We start from the raw sequence: 18,952 nt of genomic DNA, 5'->3' as shown, positions 1-18,952 counted from the left end.
CGCAGGGCGAGCTTCAGCCCCGCAGCACTTCCAGCACCTGCACCGCAAGCCAGTCCTGAGCCTCAGGCTCGACGTAGCTGTGCGTCGCATCGGGGCAGGTGCGGATGCATTGGTCGGCCTTGTCCCAGCGCGCGAGGAAGGCGAGGCCGGTGCGGTCTCGCCCGGCGACGAGGAAGCGGACGGGACCTTGGAACCCGGCGATGCCCTGCGCGATCTGCGCTGCAAGTCCGGCCGGCGCCGGGGATGCGGGGCGCACCGCCGAGGCCAGGCTGCGCGCCAGCTTCGAGAGCGAAACCTTGCCCGTCAACAGTCGCCTGATCGCGGCCGGATCGGCGAGGCGGCGACGGTAATGGTCGCGTACCACTTCCACCGGGGCCTCTTCGGCATCGTCCTCGATGGTCCAGGGATTCGACAGCACCAGCGCGTCGAGCCCCGCGCCGCCCGCCAGCATGAGCGCGCTGGCCGCATCGCAGTTGCCGAAGCCGACGATGGTATCGACCTGCGGGCACTGCGCCCGCAGAGCCTCGATCGCGGCGGCAAGGTCGGGTGCGGCCGAACGGAAGCCGCCGTTCGCGCCTTCGCTGTCGCCCACGCCGCGCCGGTCGAAGCGCAGGACCGGGAAGCCCTTGGCGGCGATCCGGGCGGCGAAGCGGGCCTGTCCGTTCCACGCGCCGCTGCGCACTTCGTTGCCGCCCGATACCAGCAATAGCGCCGTGCGGCCGGGCGCGGCGTCAAGCGTGGCGACGAGCCGGTCGCCTTCGCAGGCGAATGCGAAGTGGCGGCGCGTCATTGCAGGAGATCCGCGGCGAGGATCGCGGCGAGCGCGTCTGCCTGTGCGGCGTTCTCGTCCGGTTCGGCGCGGAGCCACAGGCCGCTGCCGCCGAGCCGTTCCTGCGCGATGACGGTAGCGCCGGGATCGGCGGTCATCGGCTCGAACTGACGGTAGAAGTCTGCGCCGAGTGCATAGCCGGCGAGCGTAATGCCCTGCGTCAGCGCAGCTTGGGCCAGTTGCTCACGGCTCTCCTCGCGGCCCGCATCCCGCGCGGACAGCATGCGCGCGCGGACCATCTGCCGCAGGATCGAGGCGGCCTTGACGGGCGCATAGTGGAGCGCGGGCAGGCGGTGGGGCGTGAACAGGCAGCCCCCGCGAATGCCGAGCGCATGGTCGGCGCCGAAATGCCGGGCGGCGGCGGCCATGGCGTCCAGCCAGTCCGTCGGGTCCTGGGCTTCCAGCGGTTGCAGGCTTTCGGTGCAGCCCGGAAGGTCGGGGAGGAAACTGTCGATGCCGGCAAGATCGAGGCGGCGCATGACCTCGACGGTGAAGCGGCGCATGCGGTTGCCCTCGTCGAACAGGGCGGGGACGATGAGCAGGCGCGCCTTGCGGCCCGCGTCGAACTGAAGCGCGGCTTCCTCGCAGGTTCCGCCGCCGGGGAGCGGGCAGGGCCAGCTCGCCGGGGTCACCGCGATGTCCCCAAAATACACCTCGTCATGGCCCCGAAGACAGAAATCCATCTTGGGGCGGTGCAATCGGACGTTGCAGCAGATGGGTTCCCGTCTTCGCGGGAACGACGGAAGTTTGCTCGCGAAGGTGTTCCGCACGCACCCATCAGGCGGCGCGCTTGGCCTCGGCGAAGGCGAGGAGGCCGCCGTAGGTTTCCAGCATCTCGCCGTCGATCTCGTCGTCGTCGATCACGATGTCGAGGCGGTCTTCCAGCTCGGTCAGCAGCCCGGCCACGGCCATCGAATCGAGTTCCGGCAGGTGCCCGAACAGGCCGGTATTCGCGTCGAATGCTTCGGCCTGGCCGGGCTTCAGCCCAAGCACGTCCGTCAGGATGCGACGCAGCAGCAGGTCGGTTTGGTCTGGCATGGGCGGCAGAGTCTCGTGTGGACGTTGACTGACGCGGCGGCCTCTAGCCGTGCTTCACGCGCGCGGCAAGGCTGCGGACGGCGATCTTGGCGAGAACGGGCCAGTTTCGCGCGGCAAGCGGCCGGAACATGTCCAGCCGGTAGCGCGGGCGTTGCTGCTCCATCCAGTCGCGCTTGTAGGGATCGTCGCCGGTCCCAAAGTCGACCAGCGCGACGCCGTCGACATCGACAACGTGGCGCATCAGCGCGGCGGTCAGCACCGATCCGGGCGAGAGCGGCTTTGCGGCCTCGCGGTGGGCGAGCTTGTGGATGAAGGCGGTGCCCGCTTCCACTGTCCACATCTGCGCGGCTATGGCGGGCCCGTGCGGATCGGCGCCATCGTGGGCGAGGGCGAGGCGCAGGCGTCCGGCCGTGCCCTCGGCCCAGGCGAAAGCGCGCAGGAAATCGGGGGAGCCTTCCTCCGGCTTCCAGCTTTCGGCATAGATGGATTCGTATTCCGCCCAGGCCGCCGCGTCGAAATGGGTGAGGATGCGGGTCGTCACCTTGCCCGACTTGCGCTTGAGCGTGGTGCGCAGCCTGCCGGGGCGGGCGGCGAGGTATTCCTCGTAGCCACGGCCTGCGAGCGGCAGGGTGTGGTTGGTGTCGCAGACTTCGCGGCGGACCAGCCAGCCGGCCTTGCCAAACATGGTCTCGAGGTTCGATGCGCTGCCGTCCTCGTCAGGCACGCCGGACAGTGTGAGCCGATGCGCGTGCGCCGCGAGATTGCGCGCGAGGGCCTCCAGCGGCGCGTCGCCGACGAGAATCGGCCGGACGCGGAAGGTGTACCAGTTGGCCAGGGCGTTCAGGTGCCCCGAAGGCCCCGATAGCGGCAGCACCGCGACCGCATCGCCCGGTCCGCGGGCCACCGCCAGCAGCGGCGCGAGCCCGCAGTGCTCGGCCAGCCCTTCCCACCATGCCAGGCGGTCGAACGGCGCGTGCTGGCAGGCGTCGGAGAGCAGCCGTGCTAGCTGGCCATCCGATTGCACTTCCTTAAGATCGGAGTGATAGTCGATCCTTATCAACGTACCCTTACCCCTCGCGGAGCCTTTCCCTGACATGCCGGGCCGTCCCGAAAATCCGATCCTGCCGCTCGACCATTTGGCCTTGCGCGGGGCCGATCATGCCGACGCGCTCGTCCTGCGTGAAGGCCCGGTTAGCTGGAAGGACTTAAGATCGCGTGTCTCCCGCCTCGCCGCGTGGCTGGCGCGCGAAGTGCCCGAAAAGGGCGCGAGGGTGGCGACATGGGCGGCGAAGGGGGAACTGACGTGCCTGATGCCGCTGGCGGCGGCGCGGGCCGGGTTGGTGCACGTCCCGGTCAATCCGCTGCTCAAGCACGCGCAGGTGGCGCATATCCTGGCCGATAGCGGGGCGGCGGTGCTGATCGGCACGCCGGCGCGATTGAAGACGCTGGACGAGGTGGACGTTCCCGTGTCCTGCCGCCTCCTGGCCGAGGACGAGGCGTTGGCAACGGCAGCGCAACTGGGCGGCGAGATGCTGCCTTCCGAGGCCGACCCCAAGGATCTCGCGGCCATTCTCTACACCAGCGGCTCCACCGGGCGGCCCAAGGGGGTGATGCTCAGCCATGCGAACATGTGGCTGGGCGCGCAAAGCGTCGCCGATTATCTCGGCCTCGCCGCGGACGATCGGACGCTGGCGGTGCTGCCGCTCTCGTTCGATTACGGCCAGAACCAGTTGCTCTCGACATGGTATGCGGGGGGCTGCGTGATCCCGCTGGACTACCTCGTTCCGCGAGACCTGATGAAGGCGGTGGAGCGCCACGCGGTCACCACCCTGGCCGCCGTGCCGCCGCTCTGGGTGCAGGTCTGCGAACTCGACTGGCCGGCGGAGACCGCCGCGAAGCTGCGCCGCCTGACCAACAGCGGCGGCGCGCTGACGGTCGACCTCGTGCGGCGGCTGCGCGCGCTGTTCCCGCAGGCAAGGCTGTTTCCGATGTACGGGCTGACCGAGGCGTTCCGCTCGACCTACCTCGATCCCTCGCTGGTGGATACGCACCCGACCTCGATGGGCAAGGCCATCCCCCATGCGGAAATTCTGGTGGTCAACGACTCGGGCGAAGTCGCCCGGGACGGGGAAGAGGGTGAACTGGTCCACTGCGGGCCGCTGGTCGCGCAAGGGTACTGGCACGACGCTGAGCGGACCGCCGAGCGCTATCGTCCCGCGCCCGCCGCCTCGCGCTACGGCGGGATCGCGGTATGGTCTGGCGACCGGGTGCGGCGCGAGGCAGACGGGCTGCTCTACTTCGTCGGGCGGCGCGACGCGATGATCAAGAGCGCGGGCAACCGCATCTCGCCGCAGGAGATCGAGGAAGCCGCGCTGGCCACCGGTCTCGTTGCCGAAGCAGTGGCGCTGGGTGTGCCGGACGAACGACTCGGACAGGCGGTGCATCTGGTGGTGAGGGCGGATCCGGCAAGTTCGGACGGCGCGGAAGCCTTGCCGCGCAGGCTCATGCAGGACCTGCCGAATTTCATGCAGCCCAAGGTCATCCACTGGCGCGAGGCGATGCCGATAGGGCCCAACGGGAAGCTCGACCGCACCGGCCTCTCGGCCGAAATTCTGGCGGAGGTGGCCGCATGAAGGCGCTTGGACCGATCCCGGCGGGTTACGCCGCGACCGACGGCGTCCTCGCCGTCGCTGGCCGCCCCGTCACGCAATGGGTGGAGGAGGCGGGCACCACGCCGCTGTTCCTCTACAGCGCCGACCACATCCGCCGCCGTGTCTCCGATCTTCGCGCCGCGCTGCCGGCGAGAGTGGCGCTGCACTATGCGGTCAAGGCCAACCCCTTCCCGGCGCTGCTGGACTTGATGGCGGGGCTGGTCGACGGGTTCGACATCGCCTCGGGCGGGGAACTGGAGATCGTGCGCGGAGCCGGGCTGCCGCTGGGCAAGGTCAGCTTCGCCGGTCCCGGCAAGCGCGACGCGGAACTGGAAGCTGCGATCCGCGCGGGCGTGACGCTGAACCTCGAATCCGAAGGCGAGGCGGCGCGCGCCATCGCCATCGGCGAGCGGCTCGGCGTCACTCCCATGCTGGCGATCCGGGTCAATCCCTCGTTCGACCTCAAGGGTTCGGGCATGAAGATGGGCGGCGGCGCCAAGCCCTTCGGCGTCGATGCCGAGCGGGTGCCTGCCCTGGTGCGCGCCGTGATTGACAGCGGCGCGGAGTGGCGCGGCTTCCATATCTTCGCGGGCAGCCAGGCGCTCGACGCCGAGGCCATCGCCGAGACGCAGGGGCAGGCGCTGGCGCTCGCGGCGGAGCTGGCGCAGGCAAGCGGCGCGCCGCTGCCGCACTGCAATCTCGGCGGCGGGCTGGGCATTCCCTATTTCCCGGGCGACACGCCGGTCGACCTCACGCTCGTCGGCGAGCGGCTGGCGGCGCAGATGGCCATGCTGCCCGAGGTGCTGCGCGACACCGAATTCTGCATCGAACTCGGCCGCTACCTCGTCGGCGAGGCGGGGGTCTATCTCGCCCGCATCGTCGACCGCAAGGTGAGTCACGGCGAGGTGTTTCTCGTCACCGATGGCGGCCTGCACCACCAGCTCGCGGCCTCGGGCAACTTCGGCACGGTGGTGCGCCGCAACTACCCCTCCGCCATCGCCACGCGCTTCGGCGCCGAGGTGGAGGAGGAGGCCTCTATCGTCGGCTGCCTGTGTACGCCGCTCGACAAGCTGGCCGACAAGGGCGGATTCCCCCGCGCCGACGCGGGCGACCTGATCGCGGTATTCTGCGCCGGGGCATACGGCGCCAGCGCCAGCCCTGCGACGTTCCTGGGGCAGGGTCCTGCGCGCGAGATGCTGGTCGAAACCCCGCTTTAACCCTTGAATTCGCTCCGTCCCGTTATGGGACCGGCGCTGGATTAGCCTTGCAAGGCTAACGCAATATTCACCCTTTGACCGGATACCGCACGCTGGATTTTGCCAAGGTCCCTGCCCGACGTGTCCAGCGCGCGGGAGGGGCAGGCGCAGACAGGAACGTATCGATGCACCGCAGCCGCTTCACCCGACTCCTGGCCGCCTCCGCGCTTGCCAGCGTCGCCCTGACGGGATGCGCCACGACGTCCGGTCCGCAACTGCCGCCCGCCTCGTTCGTGTCGATGCAGGAAGGGCCGGGCGAGGACTATGTGATCGGCCCGCTCGACCAGTTGACGGTGTTCGTCTGGCGCAACCCGGAACTGGGCGCCAAGGTGCAGGTGCGGCCCGACGGGCGCATCACCACGCCGCTCATCACCGACATGCCCGCCGTGGGCAAGACCCCGGCGATGCTGGCGCAGGACATCCGCCTGCAGCTCTCGCAGTACATCGAGGACCCGCTGGTCTCGGTCATCGTCGACGGCTTCTCCGGCACCTTCAGCCAGCAGATCCGCATCGTCGGCGCGACGGAGAAGCCGGCGTCGATCCCCTACCGCGCGAACATGACCGTGCTCGACGCGATGATCGCGGTAGGCGGGCTTTCCGAATATGCCGCCGGCAACAAGGCGCGCCTCATCCGCTTCGACAAGGCCAGCGGCACCCAGAAGGAATACGACCTGAAGCTGGGCGACCTGCTCAAGAAGGGCGACAGCAAGGCCAACGTAATGCTCAGCCCCGGGGACGTGATCATCATCCCCGAGAGCATGTTCTGAGCGGCGGACGGACAGCATGGATTCGCTCTACGAACAGGTCCTGAGTGCACTGCACAGCGTCTGGCACCGCCGCTGGATCGCGCTGGCCGCGGCCTGGGCGATATGCATCGCCGGCTGGCTGGTGGTCGCGCTGATCCCGAACACCTACGAATCGCGCGCGCGCATCTTCATCCAGCTCGATGATGCGCTGGCCGAACAGGTGGGCATCGGCGTCGCCGACAAGAAGCGCGACATCGAGCGTATCCGCCAGACCCTGACCGCCGCCGTCAATCTCGAAAAGGTCGTCCGCTCGACGCGGCTGGGCGACACCATCGAGAACCCCAAGCAGATGGAAGCGGCGGTCCTCAAGCTTGGCAGCAACGTCAAGGTGGTGAGCCAGGAGGACAACCTCTTCGAGATCACCGCCACTGCCAACGACAGCTCGTTCTCCGACGCCGAAAACGCCAAGCTGGCGCAGAGTGTCGCGCAGAAGATGATCGACATCTTCCGCGAGGAGAACCTCTCTGGCAGCCGCGGCGACATGGTCGAGACGCTGGCCTTCGTGAACCAGCAACTCCAGAACCGCGAACGCGAGCTGGAAACCGCCGAGAGCAAGCGCACCGCCTTCGAGGCCCAGCATCCCGAGCTGGCGCTCGGCGGCGCCGCGATGGTCCAGCGCCTCGAAGCCTCGCGCACCGGCGTACGCGACATCGAGGCCGACCTGTCCGCCGCGCAGAGCGCGCTGGCGGCGATCGACGGCCAGCTGGCCGGCACCCCGCGCACCATCGCGGGTGCCGCCGACGGTGGTCCGCAGTCGGCGCTGGCGAGGGCGCAGGCCGATCTTTCGGCGATGCGTGGACGCGGCCTCACCGAGAATCACCCCGACGTCATCGCCGCCCGCAACCAGGTTGCCGCGCTCAGGGGCCCGGCGGCGCAGGAAGCGGCCGGTGGCGGCGGCACGCTTAACCCCGCCTACAGTTCGCTCCAGTCGATCCGCGCGGAGCGGCAGGCGAACGTCCAGGCCCTGCAGTCGCGCAAGGCGGCGCTCCAGTCGGACATCGCCTCACTGACCGCCTCGTCGATCCAGGACCCGGAGCTTGCGACCGAGGCGACGCGCATCAACCGCGACTACGACGTGCTGCGTCAGCAGTACGACAAGCTCCTCCAGGACCGCGAGGAACTGCGCCTGCGCGGCGAAGTGAAGACCGAGCGCGAGGCGGTGAAGTTCGAAGTCGTCGATCCGCCGACGACCCCGCGCTCGCCGGTCGCTCCCAACCGCCCGGTGCTGCTGCTCGGCGTGCTGGTCGTCGGTCTCGCGGGGGGCTGCGCTGCGGCCTTTGCGCTGAGCCGCATGCGTTCGGTATTCGCGACCACTGCGGGCCTCGAACGGGTGACCGGGCTCCCGGTGCTCGGCGCGATCTCGCAGAGCCTGACCGACGGCGCGCGCGCGCTGCGCCGCAAGCGGCTGAAATACTTCTACGCCAGCTGCGCTGCGCTGGGCGGGCTGTTCGTGGTGCTGCTCGCCGCCGAATTCATCCAGCGCGGCATGGTGGCCTGAGGGAATCGACATGACCGATCATCGCAAGATCCCCGTGCCCCGGCAGCCTGATGATACCCCCGGCGAATCGCTGCTCGAACGGGCCGCCGGGCGGTTCGACTTCGGCCGCTTCGCCGCGCCGCCGATCCCGGTTCCGGCCGGGGCGTCCGCGCGCCGCGCGCCCGCAAAGCCGGTCGAAGCGCCGGTCGCTGCGGCAGCGCCGACGCCGGAGACGGCGCCCACCCCAGTGGCAGCGCCTGTTGCTTCTGGCGAGCCTGCCACGCCCGAGGCCTCCGCCGAACCGTTCTTCTCTCCCGCCATCTTCCAGGGCGAGGCCCATTCGGTCGATCGCGAACACTTGCGCGAGCAGGGGCTGATCGTGCCCGAGGGCACAGTCACCGAGATTCTCGAGGAGTTTCGCATCGTCAAGCGCCAGCTGCTGCTGCAGTCGGCGGACCTGCGGCGCCAGAAGGCGGGGCCGATGGCCCAGCGCATCCTCGTCAGCTCGCCCCATCCGGGCGAGGGCAAGACCTACTGCGCGCTCAACCTGGCGCTCTCGATCGCGGCCGAGAAGGAGAGCGAAGTTCTCCTCGTCGATGCCGACTTCGCCAAGCCCTCGATTCTCACCGCGCTCGGCATGCCGGGTGGCCGGGGATTGATGGACGCGCTGATGGACGAGACGATCGACGTTGCCGACTGCGTGCTGGCGACCGACATTCCGGGCCTGTGGGTGCTGCCGGCCGGCGACACCACCAGTGCCGACAGCGAATACCTCTCCAGCTCGCGCACCGGCCGCGTGCTGGACCGGCTGACGCAGGGCGCGCCGCAGCGCGTGGTGATCTTCGATTCGCCGCCCGCGCTCTCGGCGTCCCCGGCCGCGGAACTGGCCAAGTACGTCGGCCAGACGGTCGTCATCGTGCGGGCGGACCGGACCGGGCGCGGAGCGCTGGACGATGCGATCTCGCTGCTCGGCGCTTGCCCGAACGTGCAGTTGCTGCTGAACGCGGCGCAATTCAGCCCGAGCGGCCGCCGCTTCGGCTCCTATTACGGATACAGGGGATGACGGGCATGATGCAGGCATCGAGCCGCATCGCGATGGTCGCCGCGCTGGGGGCGCTGGGCTTGCCCGCCGTCGCTGCCGCGCAGTCGATTGGCTACGAAGGCGTCGGCGCGAGCGGGAGTGGCGACGCCGCTTCCGACGCTTCGGGCGAGCAATCGGCCAAGGCCCCGCGCCGCAGCGGGCGCGGGCAGGGCGCCAGGCGCTTCGAGATACAGCCCTACATCGAGCTAGACCAGGTCGTCACCGCCGAGCTTTCGCCGGGTGACGACGTGCTCACCTATACCCAGGCCGCGGTCGGCATGGATGCCTCGCTCCAGGGGCGCAACAACGGCCTGTCCGCGTCGGTCCGCTACCAGCGCCAGTTCGGCTGGGGCAAGCGCGCCGGGGACGGCGATGCGATCAGCGGCATCGTCACCGGCTATGCCACCGTAGTGCCTGGCGTGACGATCGAGGCGGGGGCTCTCGCCTCGCAGGTCGATGTCGAGAACGGCGGCACCGCGCTCGCGGTGGGCACGCTCGCGGGGAACGGCAAGTCGAAGGTCTATTCCGTCTATGCCGGCCCCTCCGCCGTGACCCGGGTGGGCGACCTCGATATCGCGGGCAACTACCGCCTGGGCTACACTAGGGTCGACCAGTCCAGTTCGGCGCGCCGCGCCCAGACCGGCGCCGCCGCCGACGTGTTCGACGAGAGCACGACGCAGATGGCCGACGTCCAGGCGGGCTTTGCGCCCGGCACCGTACTGCCCGTTGGCGTGGGTGTGGGCGGCAGCTTCTACCAGGAAGACATCGCCAACCTCGACCAGCGCGCCCGCGACATGCAGGCCCGCGCGCTGGTCACGGTGCCGGTCAGCCGCACCGTGCAGGTGGTCGGCGCGATCGGCTACGAGGATGTCGAGATATCCAGCCGCGACGCCGTGCGCGATGCCAATGGCGTGCCGGTGGTCGGATCCGACGGCCGCTACCTCACCGACAAGTCCTCCCCGCGCGAGCTCGCCTACGACGTCAGCGGCCTGATCTGGGACGTCGCCGTCATGTGGCGCCCCAGCCGCCGCACCTCGCTTTCGGCGCACATAGGGCGGCGCTACGGCGGCACCAGCTTTGGCGGCACGCTGGCCTATGCCCCCAGCGACCGCAGCCAGTTCAGCGTGTCGGTCTACGACAACGTCTCCGGCTTCGGCGGCCAGCTGAACCGCGCGCTCGACCAGCTTCCCGACGATTTCGAGGTCGTGCGCGATCCGGTCACCGGTGAACTGCGCGGCTGCGTCGCCTCGCTGGAGAGCGGCAACTGCCTGTCGGGCGTGCTGGGCTCGGTCCGCTCCTCGACCTTCCGCGCACGCGGCATCGCGGCGAACTACTCGATGCAGATCGGGCGGCTCAACGCCGGCATCGGCGGCGGCTACGACCGGCGCAACTACATCGCCGCGCGCAATACGGTCCTGGCATCCGCCGACGGCGTGATCGACGAGAACTGGTGGCTGGCCGCCTACGTCAGCGGCGATCTCGGGCGCGATGCGGGCTGGTCGGCGAACGTCTACGCCAACTGGATCGACAGCAGCGACCCGCTGACCTCCGACGCCACTGGCTACGGCGCCAGCGCCGCCTACTACCGGATGCTCGCGCCGCGCCTGCGTGGTACGGTCGCTGTCGCCGTGAACGGCCAGAAGTACGACGCCCCCTCGATCGACGACCTGTGGACCGCCTCGGCGCTCGCAGGCCTGCGCTACTCGTTCTGATAAGGAAACCCGCCATGTTCGACGACTTTTACGGGCTCGAAGCAAGGCCCTTCCAGCTTACCCCCGACCCGGCGTTCTATTTCGAGAGCCTGACGCACCGCAAGGCGCTGTCCTACCTCGGCTATGGCCTCGCGCAGGGTGAGGGCTTCGTGGTCATCACCGGCGAAGTCGGCGCGGGCAAGTCCACGCTGGTCGCCTACCTGATGGCGACGATCGACCCGCAGCGCATGACCGCCGCCAACGTGGTGACCAGCGCGCTCGACGGCGAGGAAATCGTCCATGTCGTCGCCCAGTCGTTCGGCATTCCCGTCTCGGGCCACGACAAGGCGTCCGCGCTCGGCGCGATCGAGGCATTCTTCCACGACGAGGCGCGCGCCGGACGGCGCTGCCTGCTGATCGTGGACGAGGCGCAGAACCTCTCGATCGGCGCGCTGGAGGAGCTGCGCATGCTCTCCAACTTCCAGCTCGGCTCGCACCCGCTGCTGCAGACGCTGCTCCTCGGCCAGCCGGAATTCCGCCAGACGCTGCTCGAAAGCGACCAGCTGGAGCAGCTGCGCCAGCGGGTGATCGCGACGCATCACCTCGGAGCGATGCAGGCGAAGGAAATCCAGCCCTACATCGAGCACCGCCTCACCTGCGTGGGCTGGACCGGCAATCCGAGCTTCGATCCCGAGGTCTTCGCCGACCTGCACGAGGCCACCGGCGGCATCCCGCGCCGGATCAACCAGATTGTCAACCGCCTGCTCCTGCTGGGCGCGGTCGACCGGCGCGAGCACATCGACGCCGCGATGCTGGCGCAGGTCCTCGACGAAATGAGCGACGACGGCGCGCTGGCGGTGGTCACGCCGCAGGCGGAAGCAGCGGCGGAGCAGGCCGCGCCCGCAGCCACCCCGGTCGCGGCTGTCCCGTCCGATGCGATCAATGCCGCCGCTGCCGCAGCGCTCATCGAGGCGGCCTTGGCCGACCGTGATGCGCAGATCGTCGAACTCCAATCCGCCGTCGTCGAACTCGCCGCTGCTGCCGATGCGCGCGACGAGGCCAAGGACCACGGCGACGCCGAAGCCATCGCCGCGCTCCAGGCCGAGCTGGCGCAGGCCGCCGCGCGCACCGAGAAGCTCGAGGCCCGCCTCGACGAGCAGTCCCGCACGCTGCGCCACACGCTCACCATGCTGATCGAGTGGATCGAAAGCGGCGACGGCCAGCGCAACGTCGCCTGAGCGGAACTTATCCAATGCGCGTCAGCGATCAGATCAACGGCCTCTCGGTCGATGTCGAAGACTGGTTCCAGGTCGGCGCCTTCGAGAAGGTGATCGACCGGGACGACTGGAACGGCCTCGTCCGCCGCGTGGAGCGCAATTGCGACGCGATCCTCCAGCTGTTCGACGACGCCGGGGTCAAGGGCACGTTCTTCACGCTGGGCTGGGTCGCCGAGCGCCACCCCGCGCTGATGCGCCGCATCGCCGCGCAGGGCCACGAGATCGCCAGTCACGGCTGGGACCATGAGCGCGTGTTCCGCCTCGGCCGCACCAACTTTGCCGCCGATATCGCCCGGGCCCGCAAGGTCATCGAGGACGCCTCGGGCTGCGCGGTCACCGGCTACCGCGCGCCCAGCTTCTCGATCGACGCGCGCACGCCCTGGGCCTTCGAGGTCCTGGCGGAGCACGGCTATGCCTATAGCTCGAGCGTCGCGCCGATCGCGCACGACCACTACGGCTGGCGCGAGGCTCCGCGCTTCGCGTTCCGGCCGATCGTCGGCAGCGATCTGGTCGAAATCCCGGTCACCACCGCCCGGTTCGCCGGTCGCCGGCTGGCGGCAGGCGGGGGCGGTTTCTTCCGCGTGCTGCCCTACCATTTCTCGCGCTGGGCGATCCGCCAGGTCAACCGCGAGGACGAGCGTCCGGCGGTGTTCTACTTCCACCCCTGGGAGATCGACCCCGGCCAGCCGCGCGTCGCGGGCGCCTCGATGCGCTCGCGCCTGCGCCACTACACCAACCTAGGCGTCATGGGCGAAAAGCTCGCCCGGTTGGTCGGCGAATTCCACTGGGGCCGCATGGACGAACTCGCCGCGAGGGAGGCCCCGCGCGCCGAACCCCTGCCGGCGGCGCTGCGTCCGGCGTTGGCCGCATGAACGCGCCTTTCGTGCCCACGCGCACCTCCGTTCGGCTGGTCGACCTCGGCGACGCGAACGAGATCGCGCGGCTCGAAGGCTTCGTGGCGCGCCATTCGCTCGGCACGCCGTTCCACCGCCCGGCCTGGTTCGTGTCGGTCGCCCGCGCCACGGGCAACGAGGCCTTCGCGCTGGTGCAGGAGCGGGCGGGGGAAATCGTCGCCCTGCTGCCGCTCGACGCCATCCACTCGCCGGTGTTCGGCCGCCTGCTGGCCTCCACCGGCTTCGCGGTCGGCGGCGGCCTGTTGGTCACCGACGAGGCCGAGCCCGACGCGATCTTCGCCGCACTGGAGGAACTGGCCCGGCGCCTGTCCTGCCCCTCGATCGAACTGCGCGGCGGCGTGCTGCCCCGGCAGGGCGAGGGCTGGGCGCTCAAGACCGCATCGCACGCAGGCTTCGCCCGCCCCCTCGCGGCCGACGACGAAGCGCAGTTGCTCGATATCCCGCGCAAGCAGCGCGCCGAAGTGCGCCGCTCGCTGGGCATCGACCTGACGATCGACGTCGGCACGTCCGAAGCCGACCGCGCCGCGCACTACGCGGTGTTCTGCGAAAGCTACCGCAACCTCGGCACCCCGGTCTTCCCGCGCGCGCTGCTCGACGCGGTGGTCGACGGCTTCGGCGCGGACGCCGATATCCTGACCGTGCGCCATCAGGGCCAGCCCGTCGCCAGCGTCATCAGCGTCTACCACCAGGGCGCGGTCATGCCCTACTGGGGCGGCGGCACCTGGGACGCGCGGCGGCTGCGCGCCAACGACCGGATGTACTACGAACTCATGCTCCACGCCCGCCGGCGCGGCTGCACCACGTTCGACTTCGGGCGCTCCAAGAGCCTTAGCGGCGCCTACCACTTCAAGCGCAACTGGGGCTTCGAGCCCGAGCCGCTGACGTACGCCACCTGGACCCAGCCCGGCACAGCCGCGCGCGAGGCCGACCCGGCCAGCGCCAAGCTCGCACTCCAGATCAAGGTCTGGCAGCGCCTGCCGCTCGGCCTCGCCAACCGCCTCGGCCCGCTGATCGCGCGCGGTATCGGCTGATGGGCGAAATCCTGTTCCTCTCGCACCGCATCCCGTTCCCACCGGATCGCGGCGACAAGATCCGATCGCACCACGTCCTCAAGGCGCTGGCGGGCATCGCCCCGGTACACGTCGCGACCTTTGCCGACGACGAGCATGACGACCGGTTCGAACCCGACCTTGCCGCACTCGCCGCCAGCTATCGCCTGATCCACCGGCGCAAGTCGCTCCCCGTCGCCGGTGCGCAGGCATTGGCGAGCGGCCTGCCGCTCAGCCTCTCCGCTTTCCACGACGCCAGGCTCCAGGCCTACGTGCGCGAAGTCCTTGCCGAGCGGCCGATCGAGGCGATCTACGTCTTCTCCGGCCAGATGGCGCAGTACGTGCCCGAGGATTTCGAGGGCCGCGTCGTCGCCGACCTCGTCGATGTCGATTCGGCGAAGTTCGAGGCCTATGCCGCCAGGGGGCGCGGCTTCCGCTCGTGGATGGAGAGGCGCGAGGGCCGCCTGATGCGCGCGGAAGAGGCGCGGATCTGCGCGGCAGCGGACATCAGCCTGCTCATCAGCGGCGCCGAGGTGGAATTGCTGCGCTCGCGCCTGCCGGACGCATCGGCGCGGGTGCAGGCCATGGGCAACGGCCTCGATTCGGTGTTCTTCGACCCCGCCGTGGTGGCGCCGGAACCGCGGATGCTGGCGCACGACGGTCCGCGCATCGTCTTCACGGGCCAGATGGACTACGCTCCGAACATCGACGCGGCGACGCGCGCGATCGAACGCATCCTGCCGCTGGTGCGGGAGGTCTGCCCCGGTGCGAGCCTGCACATCGTCGGCCGCAACCCGTCGCCCGCGCTGCTTGCACGCAGCGGCAGCGAAGGTGTGATGGTCTGGGGCAGGGTGGAGGACATCAGGCCGTGGCTCGCCGCCGCCGACATGGCGCTGGTCCCGCTCGAGATCGCGCGCGGAGTGCAGAACAAGGTGCTCGAGGCCATGGCTATGGCGCTGCCCGTCGTCCTCTCGCCAGGGGCCGCCACCGGCATCGACGCGCTCGACGGCCAGGAATTCGCAGTGCGTGAAAGCGACGCGGCGATGGCGCAGGCGCTGCTCGACCTCGGCCGCGCACCCGATCTGGCGAAGGCGATGGGCGAATGCGCGCGCGAATGGATCGTCGATCACGCCAGCTGGGCCGCTGCCTTGGCGCGCTTGCCGGACTATCTCGGCGTCACCAGCGAGTGCCCCGCCGATGCAGCCTGACCTGACGGCGCTCGCTGCTGCTCCGGCCCGCACCTGGCGCGCCCTGGCCCCCGCATGGCAATCGGCGCTCGCGCGCCTCGGCCTCGCCTGGGCGGTGCTGTTTGCCGCCTTCGCGGGCGACTGGGCGGCGATGGCGCGGCAGTGGTGGGACATCTCCACCTACAACCACATCCTGCTGATTCCCCCGATCCTCGGCTGGCTTGTCTGGCAGCGCTGGCCAGAGCTCCGGCGGCTGAGCCCGGTCGCATGGTGGCCGGGGCTGGTGCTGATGGCGGGCGCGGCGTTTCTCTGGCTGCTCGGCGCGGTGTCCGGGCTCGACCTCGCACGGCAGGCGGGGGCGGTGGCCATGCTCGGCGCCTGCGTACCCCTGCTGCTGGGCCCGCGCGCGAGCGTGGGGCTGCTTTTCCCCATCTGCTACCTGGTTTTCCTGATCCCGGTGGGCGAGGAACTCGTCAAGCCGCTCCAGACCATCACCGCCGAGATCACTATCGCGCTCACCCACCTGAGCGGCATCCCGGCCCGGATCGACGGCGTTTTCATCGACACGCCGGCGGGCCTGTTCGAAGTCGCCGAGGCCTGTTCGGGGGTCAAGTTCCTCATCGCGATGGTCGCCTTCGGTGTCCTCGCCGCCAACGTGTGCTTCCTCGCCCCGACGCGCCGCGCGGCGATGCTGGCGGCCTGCGTGGTGGTGCCGATCCTCGCCAACGGGGTGCGCGCCTGGGGGACGATCTACGCCGCGCAGATCTGGGGCGTCGAGGCCGCGGCCGGCTTCGACCATATCGTCTACGGCTGGTTCTTCTTCGCCATCGTGCTCGCCCTGGTGATCGCGGGCGCCTGGTGTTTCTTCGACCGGCCGATCAATGCGCCGATGATCGACGCGGAGGCGATCGGCCGCGCAGGCTGGCTCGGCAGGCTGGAGGCGCATGCGGTTTCCGGCGCGGCCGCGCTTGGCGGCGCCGCGCTGGTGCTGGTCGCGGCCTGGAGCTGGGCGCTGGTGGCGGACACGCTGGAGGCGCCGATGCCTGCGCGCATCGACCTGCCTTCGGTCTCCGGCTGGACGCGCGTAGACTATGCGCCCTCGATCTGGTGGGAGCCGCGTGCCGAAGGCGCCGACCACCGCCTGCTGGGGCGCTACCGCGATGGCCGGGGGCACGAGGTCGATGTCTTCGTCGCGCTCTACCCCAGCCAGGACGAGGGGCGCGAGGCGGGTGGCTTCGGGCAGGGCGCGCTGATGCCGTCCAGCCCGTGGTCCTGGCAGTCGCCGGGTCCGTCCATGGCCGATGGCGCGAGTGATCGCCTGCTCGGAAACGGCAGGGTCGAGCGGGTCGCGGTGACGTGGTATCGCAGCGGCGCGCTTTTCTCGGGCAGCAACGCGCGCCTCAAGCTGGCGGTCATCCGCGACCGCCTGCTGCTGCGCGCGGTCCCGACCGCCACCCTGATCCTCTCCGCCGAAGACGCGCCGCGCGGCGTTGCGGGGCAGTCCATCGCCGCCTTCCGCGCCTCGACCGGTCCGCTCGATTCGTGGCTGGACCGCGTGATCCACGTCAGGTAGCGCACGCGCCATGTGCGGCATCGCCGGTATCTATCATCTCGAGACGCCCAAGCCCGTCGATCCGCTGCGGATCGAGGCGATGTGCGACGCCATCGCGCACCGCGGTCCCGACGGGCAGGGCGTGTGGACGGCGCCCGGCGTGGGCCTCGGCCACCGCCGCCTGTCCATCATCGACCTTGCCGGCTCGCCGCAGCCGATGGCCGCGCAGGACGGCCGCGCCATGCTGGTGTTCAACGGCGAGATCTACAACTACCGCGAACTGCGCCAGGAGCTGAAGGCGGGCGGCGCCACGTTCCGCACCGACGGCGACAGCGAAGTCATCCTCGCCGCCTGGCAGCGCTGGGGCCCCGGCTGCGTGACGCGCCTGAACGGCATGTTCGCCTTCGCGATCTACGACCTCGAAGCGCGCACGCTGTTCCTCGCGCGCGACCGGCTTGGCGTGAAGCCCCTCTATTACGCGCCGCTCAGCGATGGCAGCATCGCGTTCGGGTCCGAACTCAAGGCGCTGACGGCGCATCCGCTGCTGCGGCGAGAGATCGACCCGCTGGCGATCGAGGACTATCTGACCTGGGGCTACGTGCCGGACGGCCGGGCGATCCTGAAGGGCGTCTGCAAGCTGGCGGCAGGCCACTCGCTGCTGCTGCGCCATGGCACGCCGCTGCCGCGCCCGAGCCAGTGGTGGGACGTCTCCTTCGCCGACCGCCGCAAGGGCAAGCCCGCCGACCTCGAGGCGGAACTGGTCCACCTGATGCGCCAGGCGGTGTCCTCGCGCATGGTCGCCGACGTGCCGCTCGGCGCCTTCCTTTCGGGCGGCGTCGACAGTTCCAGCGTCGTCGCGCTGATGGCCGAGGCGAGCGGGCGACCGGTGCGGACCTGTTCGATCGGCTTCGACGTCGCGGGGCTGGACGAAAGCGCGTACGCCAGCCAGGTCGCGCGGCTCTTCGGGACCGACCACGCCTCGCGCATGGTCTCGCCCGACGACTTCGCGGCGATAGACCAGCTTGCCGGCATGTTCGACGAGCCTTTCGCCGATGCTTCGGCGCTGCCGACGTGGCGCGTATGCCAGCTGGCGCGCGAATCGGTCACCGTCGCGCTGTCGGGCGACGGCGCCGACGAAGCGCTCGGCGGGTATCGCCGCCACGTCTTCCAGAGCGGCGAGGACAGGGTGAGGGCGCTGCTCCCGCAATCGCTGCGCGGGCCGGTGTTCGGCGCCCTGGGGCGGTTCTATCCCAAGGCCGACTGGGCGCCGCGCCCTTTGCGCGCGAAATCCACGCTGCTCTCGCTCGCCGGCGATTCCGCGCAAGGCTATGCGCGCTCGATGGCCTTTGCGCCGCCGGAGGTGCGCGAGGCCCTTTACTCGGACGAGTTCCGCCGCCTGCGCGGCGACTACCTTGCGGAAGACGCGGTGCTGGAACTGATGCGCTCGGCGCCGGCGCGCTCCGGTCTGGATCAGGCACAGTACGCCGACCTCAAGGTCTGGCTCCCCGGCGACATTCTCACCAAGGTCGATCGCACCAGCATGGCGGTCAGCCTCGAGGCGCGCGAGCCGCTGCTCGACCACCGGCTGATCGAATTCGCCGCCAGCCTTCCCGAATCGCTCCGGGTGCGCGGCGGGCAGGGCAAATGGCTGATGAAGAAGGCCATGCGCCGCTACCTGCCGGACGACATCCTGTACCGGCCCAAGCAGGGGTTCGTGACGCCGATCGCGCAGTGGTTCCGCGGGCCGCTCGCCGAAACCGCGCGCGAGATCGCGGGCGGCGCGGCGCTCGCCCGGACAGGGTGGTTCGACACCCGCCGCCTCTCCGCGCTCGTCGATGCGCATGTGGCCGGGACTGCGGACAATTCGCGCCTGCTGTGGCAGCTGCTCATGCTTGACAAGGCGTTTACCGGGCTTGGTATCGGTTGAAGGATCCGGCGCCGCGCGATTGTCGGGCATTTCGTTTTTGCTGCGCCGCGTCCATTTAACTACACTTATTCTTAGGACCTTTGCGCTACCCCGGACCTCATCGCAGCGTCATGACGGGACGTGAATGAACAAAATCGGGCGCCATTGCCGGTATTTGAAGCAGAGGATTTCTGCGACGATGCCCCGTGCCCGGCGTCCCGGCCCTTCCGGCGAGAGG

At 69.9% G+C, this 18,952-nt stretch carries 16 protein-coding genes; 12 read left to right on the top strand and 4 right to left on the bottom strand.

The features are described from left to right. Nucleotides 1–13 precede the first annotated feature (13 nt). The 4 genes from AC07M9_RS08705 to AC07M9_RS08690 form a co-directional block, all read right to left on the bottom strand. Nucleotides 14–790 (bottom strand): hydrolase 1, exosortase A system-associated, encoded by a 777-nt coding sequence (locus AC07M9_RS08705; protein WP_494883013.1) that lies wholly within the window; start codon nucleotides 788–790, stop codon nucleotides 14–16. After that, nucleotides 787–1,461 (bottom strand): hypothetical protein, encoded by a 675-nt coding sequence (locus AC07M9_RS08700; protein ID WP_494883011.1) that lies wholly within the window; start codon nucleotides 1,459–1,461, stop codon nucleotides 787–789. The genes AC07M9_RS08705 and AC07M9_RS08700 overlap by 4 nt, the downstream gene beginning before the upstream one ends. A gap of 145 nt (nucleotides 1,462–1,606) precedes the next feature. After that, nucleotides 1,607–1,867, bottom strand: a complete 261-nt coding sequence (locus tag AC07M9_RS08695) for a phosphopantetheine-binding protein (RefSeq protein WP_494883009.1) — start codon at nucleotides 1,865–1,867, stop codon at nucleotides 1,607–1,609. Nucleotides 1,868–1,910: 43 nt separating this feature from the next. After that, on the bottom strand, nucleotides 1,911–2,927 hold the full coding sequence (locus AC07M9_RS08690) for a GNAT family N-acetyltransferase (RefSeq protein WP_494883007.1): 1,017 nt from the start codon (nucleotides 2,925–2,927) through the stop codon (nucleotides 1,911–1,913). A 34-nt stretch (nucleotides 2,928–2,961) separates the two neighbouring features. Between AC07M9_RS08690 and AC07M9_RS08685 the strand changes: the two genes are divergently transcribed. The 12 genes from AC07M9_RS08685 to AC07M9_RS08630 all read left to right on the top strand — a co-directional run bounded on the left by AC07M9_RS08685 (nucleotide 2,962) and on the right by AC07M9_RS08630 (nucleotide 18,735). Beyond that, the gene (locus AC07M9_RS08685) at nucleotides 2,962–4,500 is read left to right on the top strand and encodes an acyl-CoA ligase (AMP-forming), exosortase A system-associated (RefSeq protein ID WP_494883005.1); all 1,539 of its coding nucleotides are present in this window, start codon (nucleotides 2,962–2,964) and stop codon (nucleotides 4,498–4,500) included. Continuing rightward, nucleotides 4,497–5,735 (top strand): pyridoxal-dependent decarboxylase, exosortase A system-associated, encoded by a 1,239-nt coding sequence (locus tag AC07M9_RS08680; protein ID WP_494883004.1) that lies wholly within the window; start codon nucleotides 4,497–4,499, stop codon nucleotides 5,733–5,735. Before AC07M9_RS08685 ends, AC07M9_RS08680 begins: the two co-directional genes overlap by 4 nt. Nucleotides 5,736–5,899: 164 nt before the next feature. Continuing rightward, on the top strand, nucleotides 5,900–6,541 hold the full coding sequence (locus AC07M9_RS08675; RefSeq protein WP_007677274.1) for an XrtA/PEP-CTERM system exopolysaccharide export protein: 642 nt from the start codon (nucleotides 5,900–5,902) through the stop codon (nucleotides 6,539–6,541). Nucleotides 6,542–6,557: 16 nt separating this feature from the next. Beyond that, the gene (locus AC07M9_RS08670; protein ID WP_494883002.1) at nucleotides 6,558–8,078 is read left to right on the top strand and encodes an XrtA system polysaccharide chain length determinant; all 1,521 of its coding nucleotides are present in this window, start codon (nucleotides 6,558–6,560) and stop codon (nucleotides 8,076–8,078) included. A gap of 10 nt (nucleotides 8,079–8,088) precedes the next feature. Then, nucleotides 8,089–9,120: a P-loop NTPase family protein gene (locus tag AC07M9_RS08665; RefSeq protein WP_494883000.1), complete on the top strand. Its 1,032-nt coding sequence runs from the start codon at nucleotides 8,089–8,091 to the stop codon at nucleotides 9,118–9,120. A gap of 5 nt (nucleotides 9,121–9,125) precedes the next feature. Further along, the gene (locus tag AC07M9_RS08660; protein ID WP_494882998.1) at nucleotides 9,126–10,850 is read left to right on the top strand and encodes a preprotein translocase subunit YajC; all 1,725 of its coding nucleotides are present in this window, start codon (nucleotides 9,126–9,128) and stop codon (nucleotides 10,848–10,850) included. A 14-nt stretch (nucleotides 10,851–10,864) separates the two neighbouring features. Next, on the top strand, nucleotides 10,865–12,067 hold the full coding sequence (locus AC07M9_RS08655) for an XrtA/PEP-CTERM system-associated ATPase (RefSeq protein WP_494882996.1): 1,203 nt from the start codon (nucleotides 10,865–10,867) through the stop codon (nucleotides 12,065–12,067). 14 nt (nucleotides 12,068–12,081) lie between these two features. Beyond that, nucleotides 12,082–12,978 (top strand): XrtA system polysaccharide deacetylase, encoded by an 897-nt coding sequence (locus AC07M9_RS08650; protein WP_494882994.1) that lies wholly within the window; start codon nucleotides 12,082–12,084, stop codon nucleotides 12,976–12,978. Then, the gene (locus tag AC07M9_RS08645; RefSeq protein ID WP_494882993.1) at nucleotides 12,975–14,051 is read left to right on the top strand and encodes a FemAB family XrtA/PEP-CTERM system-associated protein; all 1,077 of its coding nucleotides are present in this window, start codon (nucleotides 12,975–12,977) and stop codon (nucleotides 14,049–14,051) included. The genes AC07M9_RS08650 and AC07M9_RS08645 overlap by 4 nt, the downstream gene beginning before the upstream one ends. Further along, nucleotides 14,051–15,277: a TIGR03087 family PEP-CTERM/XrtA system glycosyltransferase gene (locus AC07M9_RS08640; protein WP_494882992.1), complete on the top strand. Its 1,227-nt coding sequence runs from the start codon at nucleotides 14,051–14,053 to the stop codon at nucleotides 15,275–15,277. The genes AC07M9_RS08645 and AC07M9_RS08640 overlap by 1 nt, the downstream gene beginning before the upstream one ends. Beyond that, nucleotides 15,267–16,829 carry an exosortase A gene (gene xrtA / locus AC07M9_RS08635; RefSeq protein WP_494882991.1) on the top strand — a complete coding sequence of 521 codons (1,563 nt, stop codon included), beginning with the start codon at nucleotides 15,267–15,269 and terminating at the stop codon, nucleotides 16,827–16,829. The genes AC07M9_RS08640 and xrtA overlap by 11 nt, the downstream gene beginning before the upstream one ends. Before the next feature lie 10 nt (nucleotides 16,830–16,839). Beyond that, nucleotides 16,840–18,735 carry an XrtA/PEP-CTERM system amidotransferase gene (locus tag AC07M9_RS08630; protein WP_494882990.1) on the top strand — a complete coding sequence of 632 codons (1,896 nt, stop codon included), beginning with the start codon at nucleotides 16,840–16,842 and terminating at the stop codon, nucleotides 18,733–18,735. Nucleotides 18,736–18,952 lie beyond the last annotated feature (217 nt).

Source organism: Novosphingobium sp. GW821-FHT09E05 (assembly GCF_059416165.1).
This window is presented reverse-complemented; position numbering and strand designations above follow the sequence as displayed.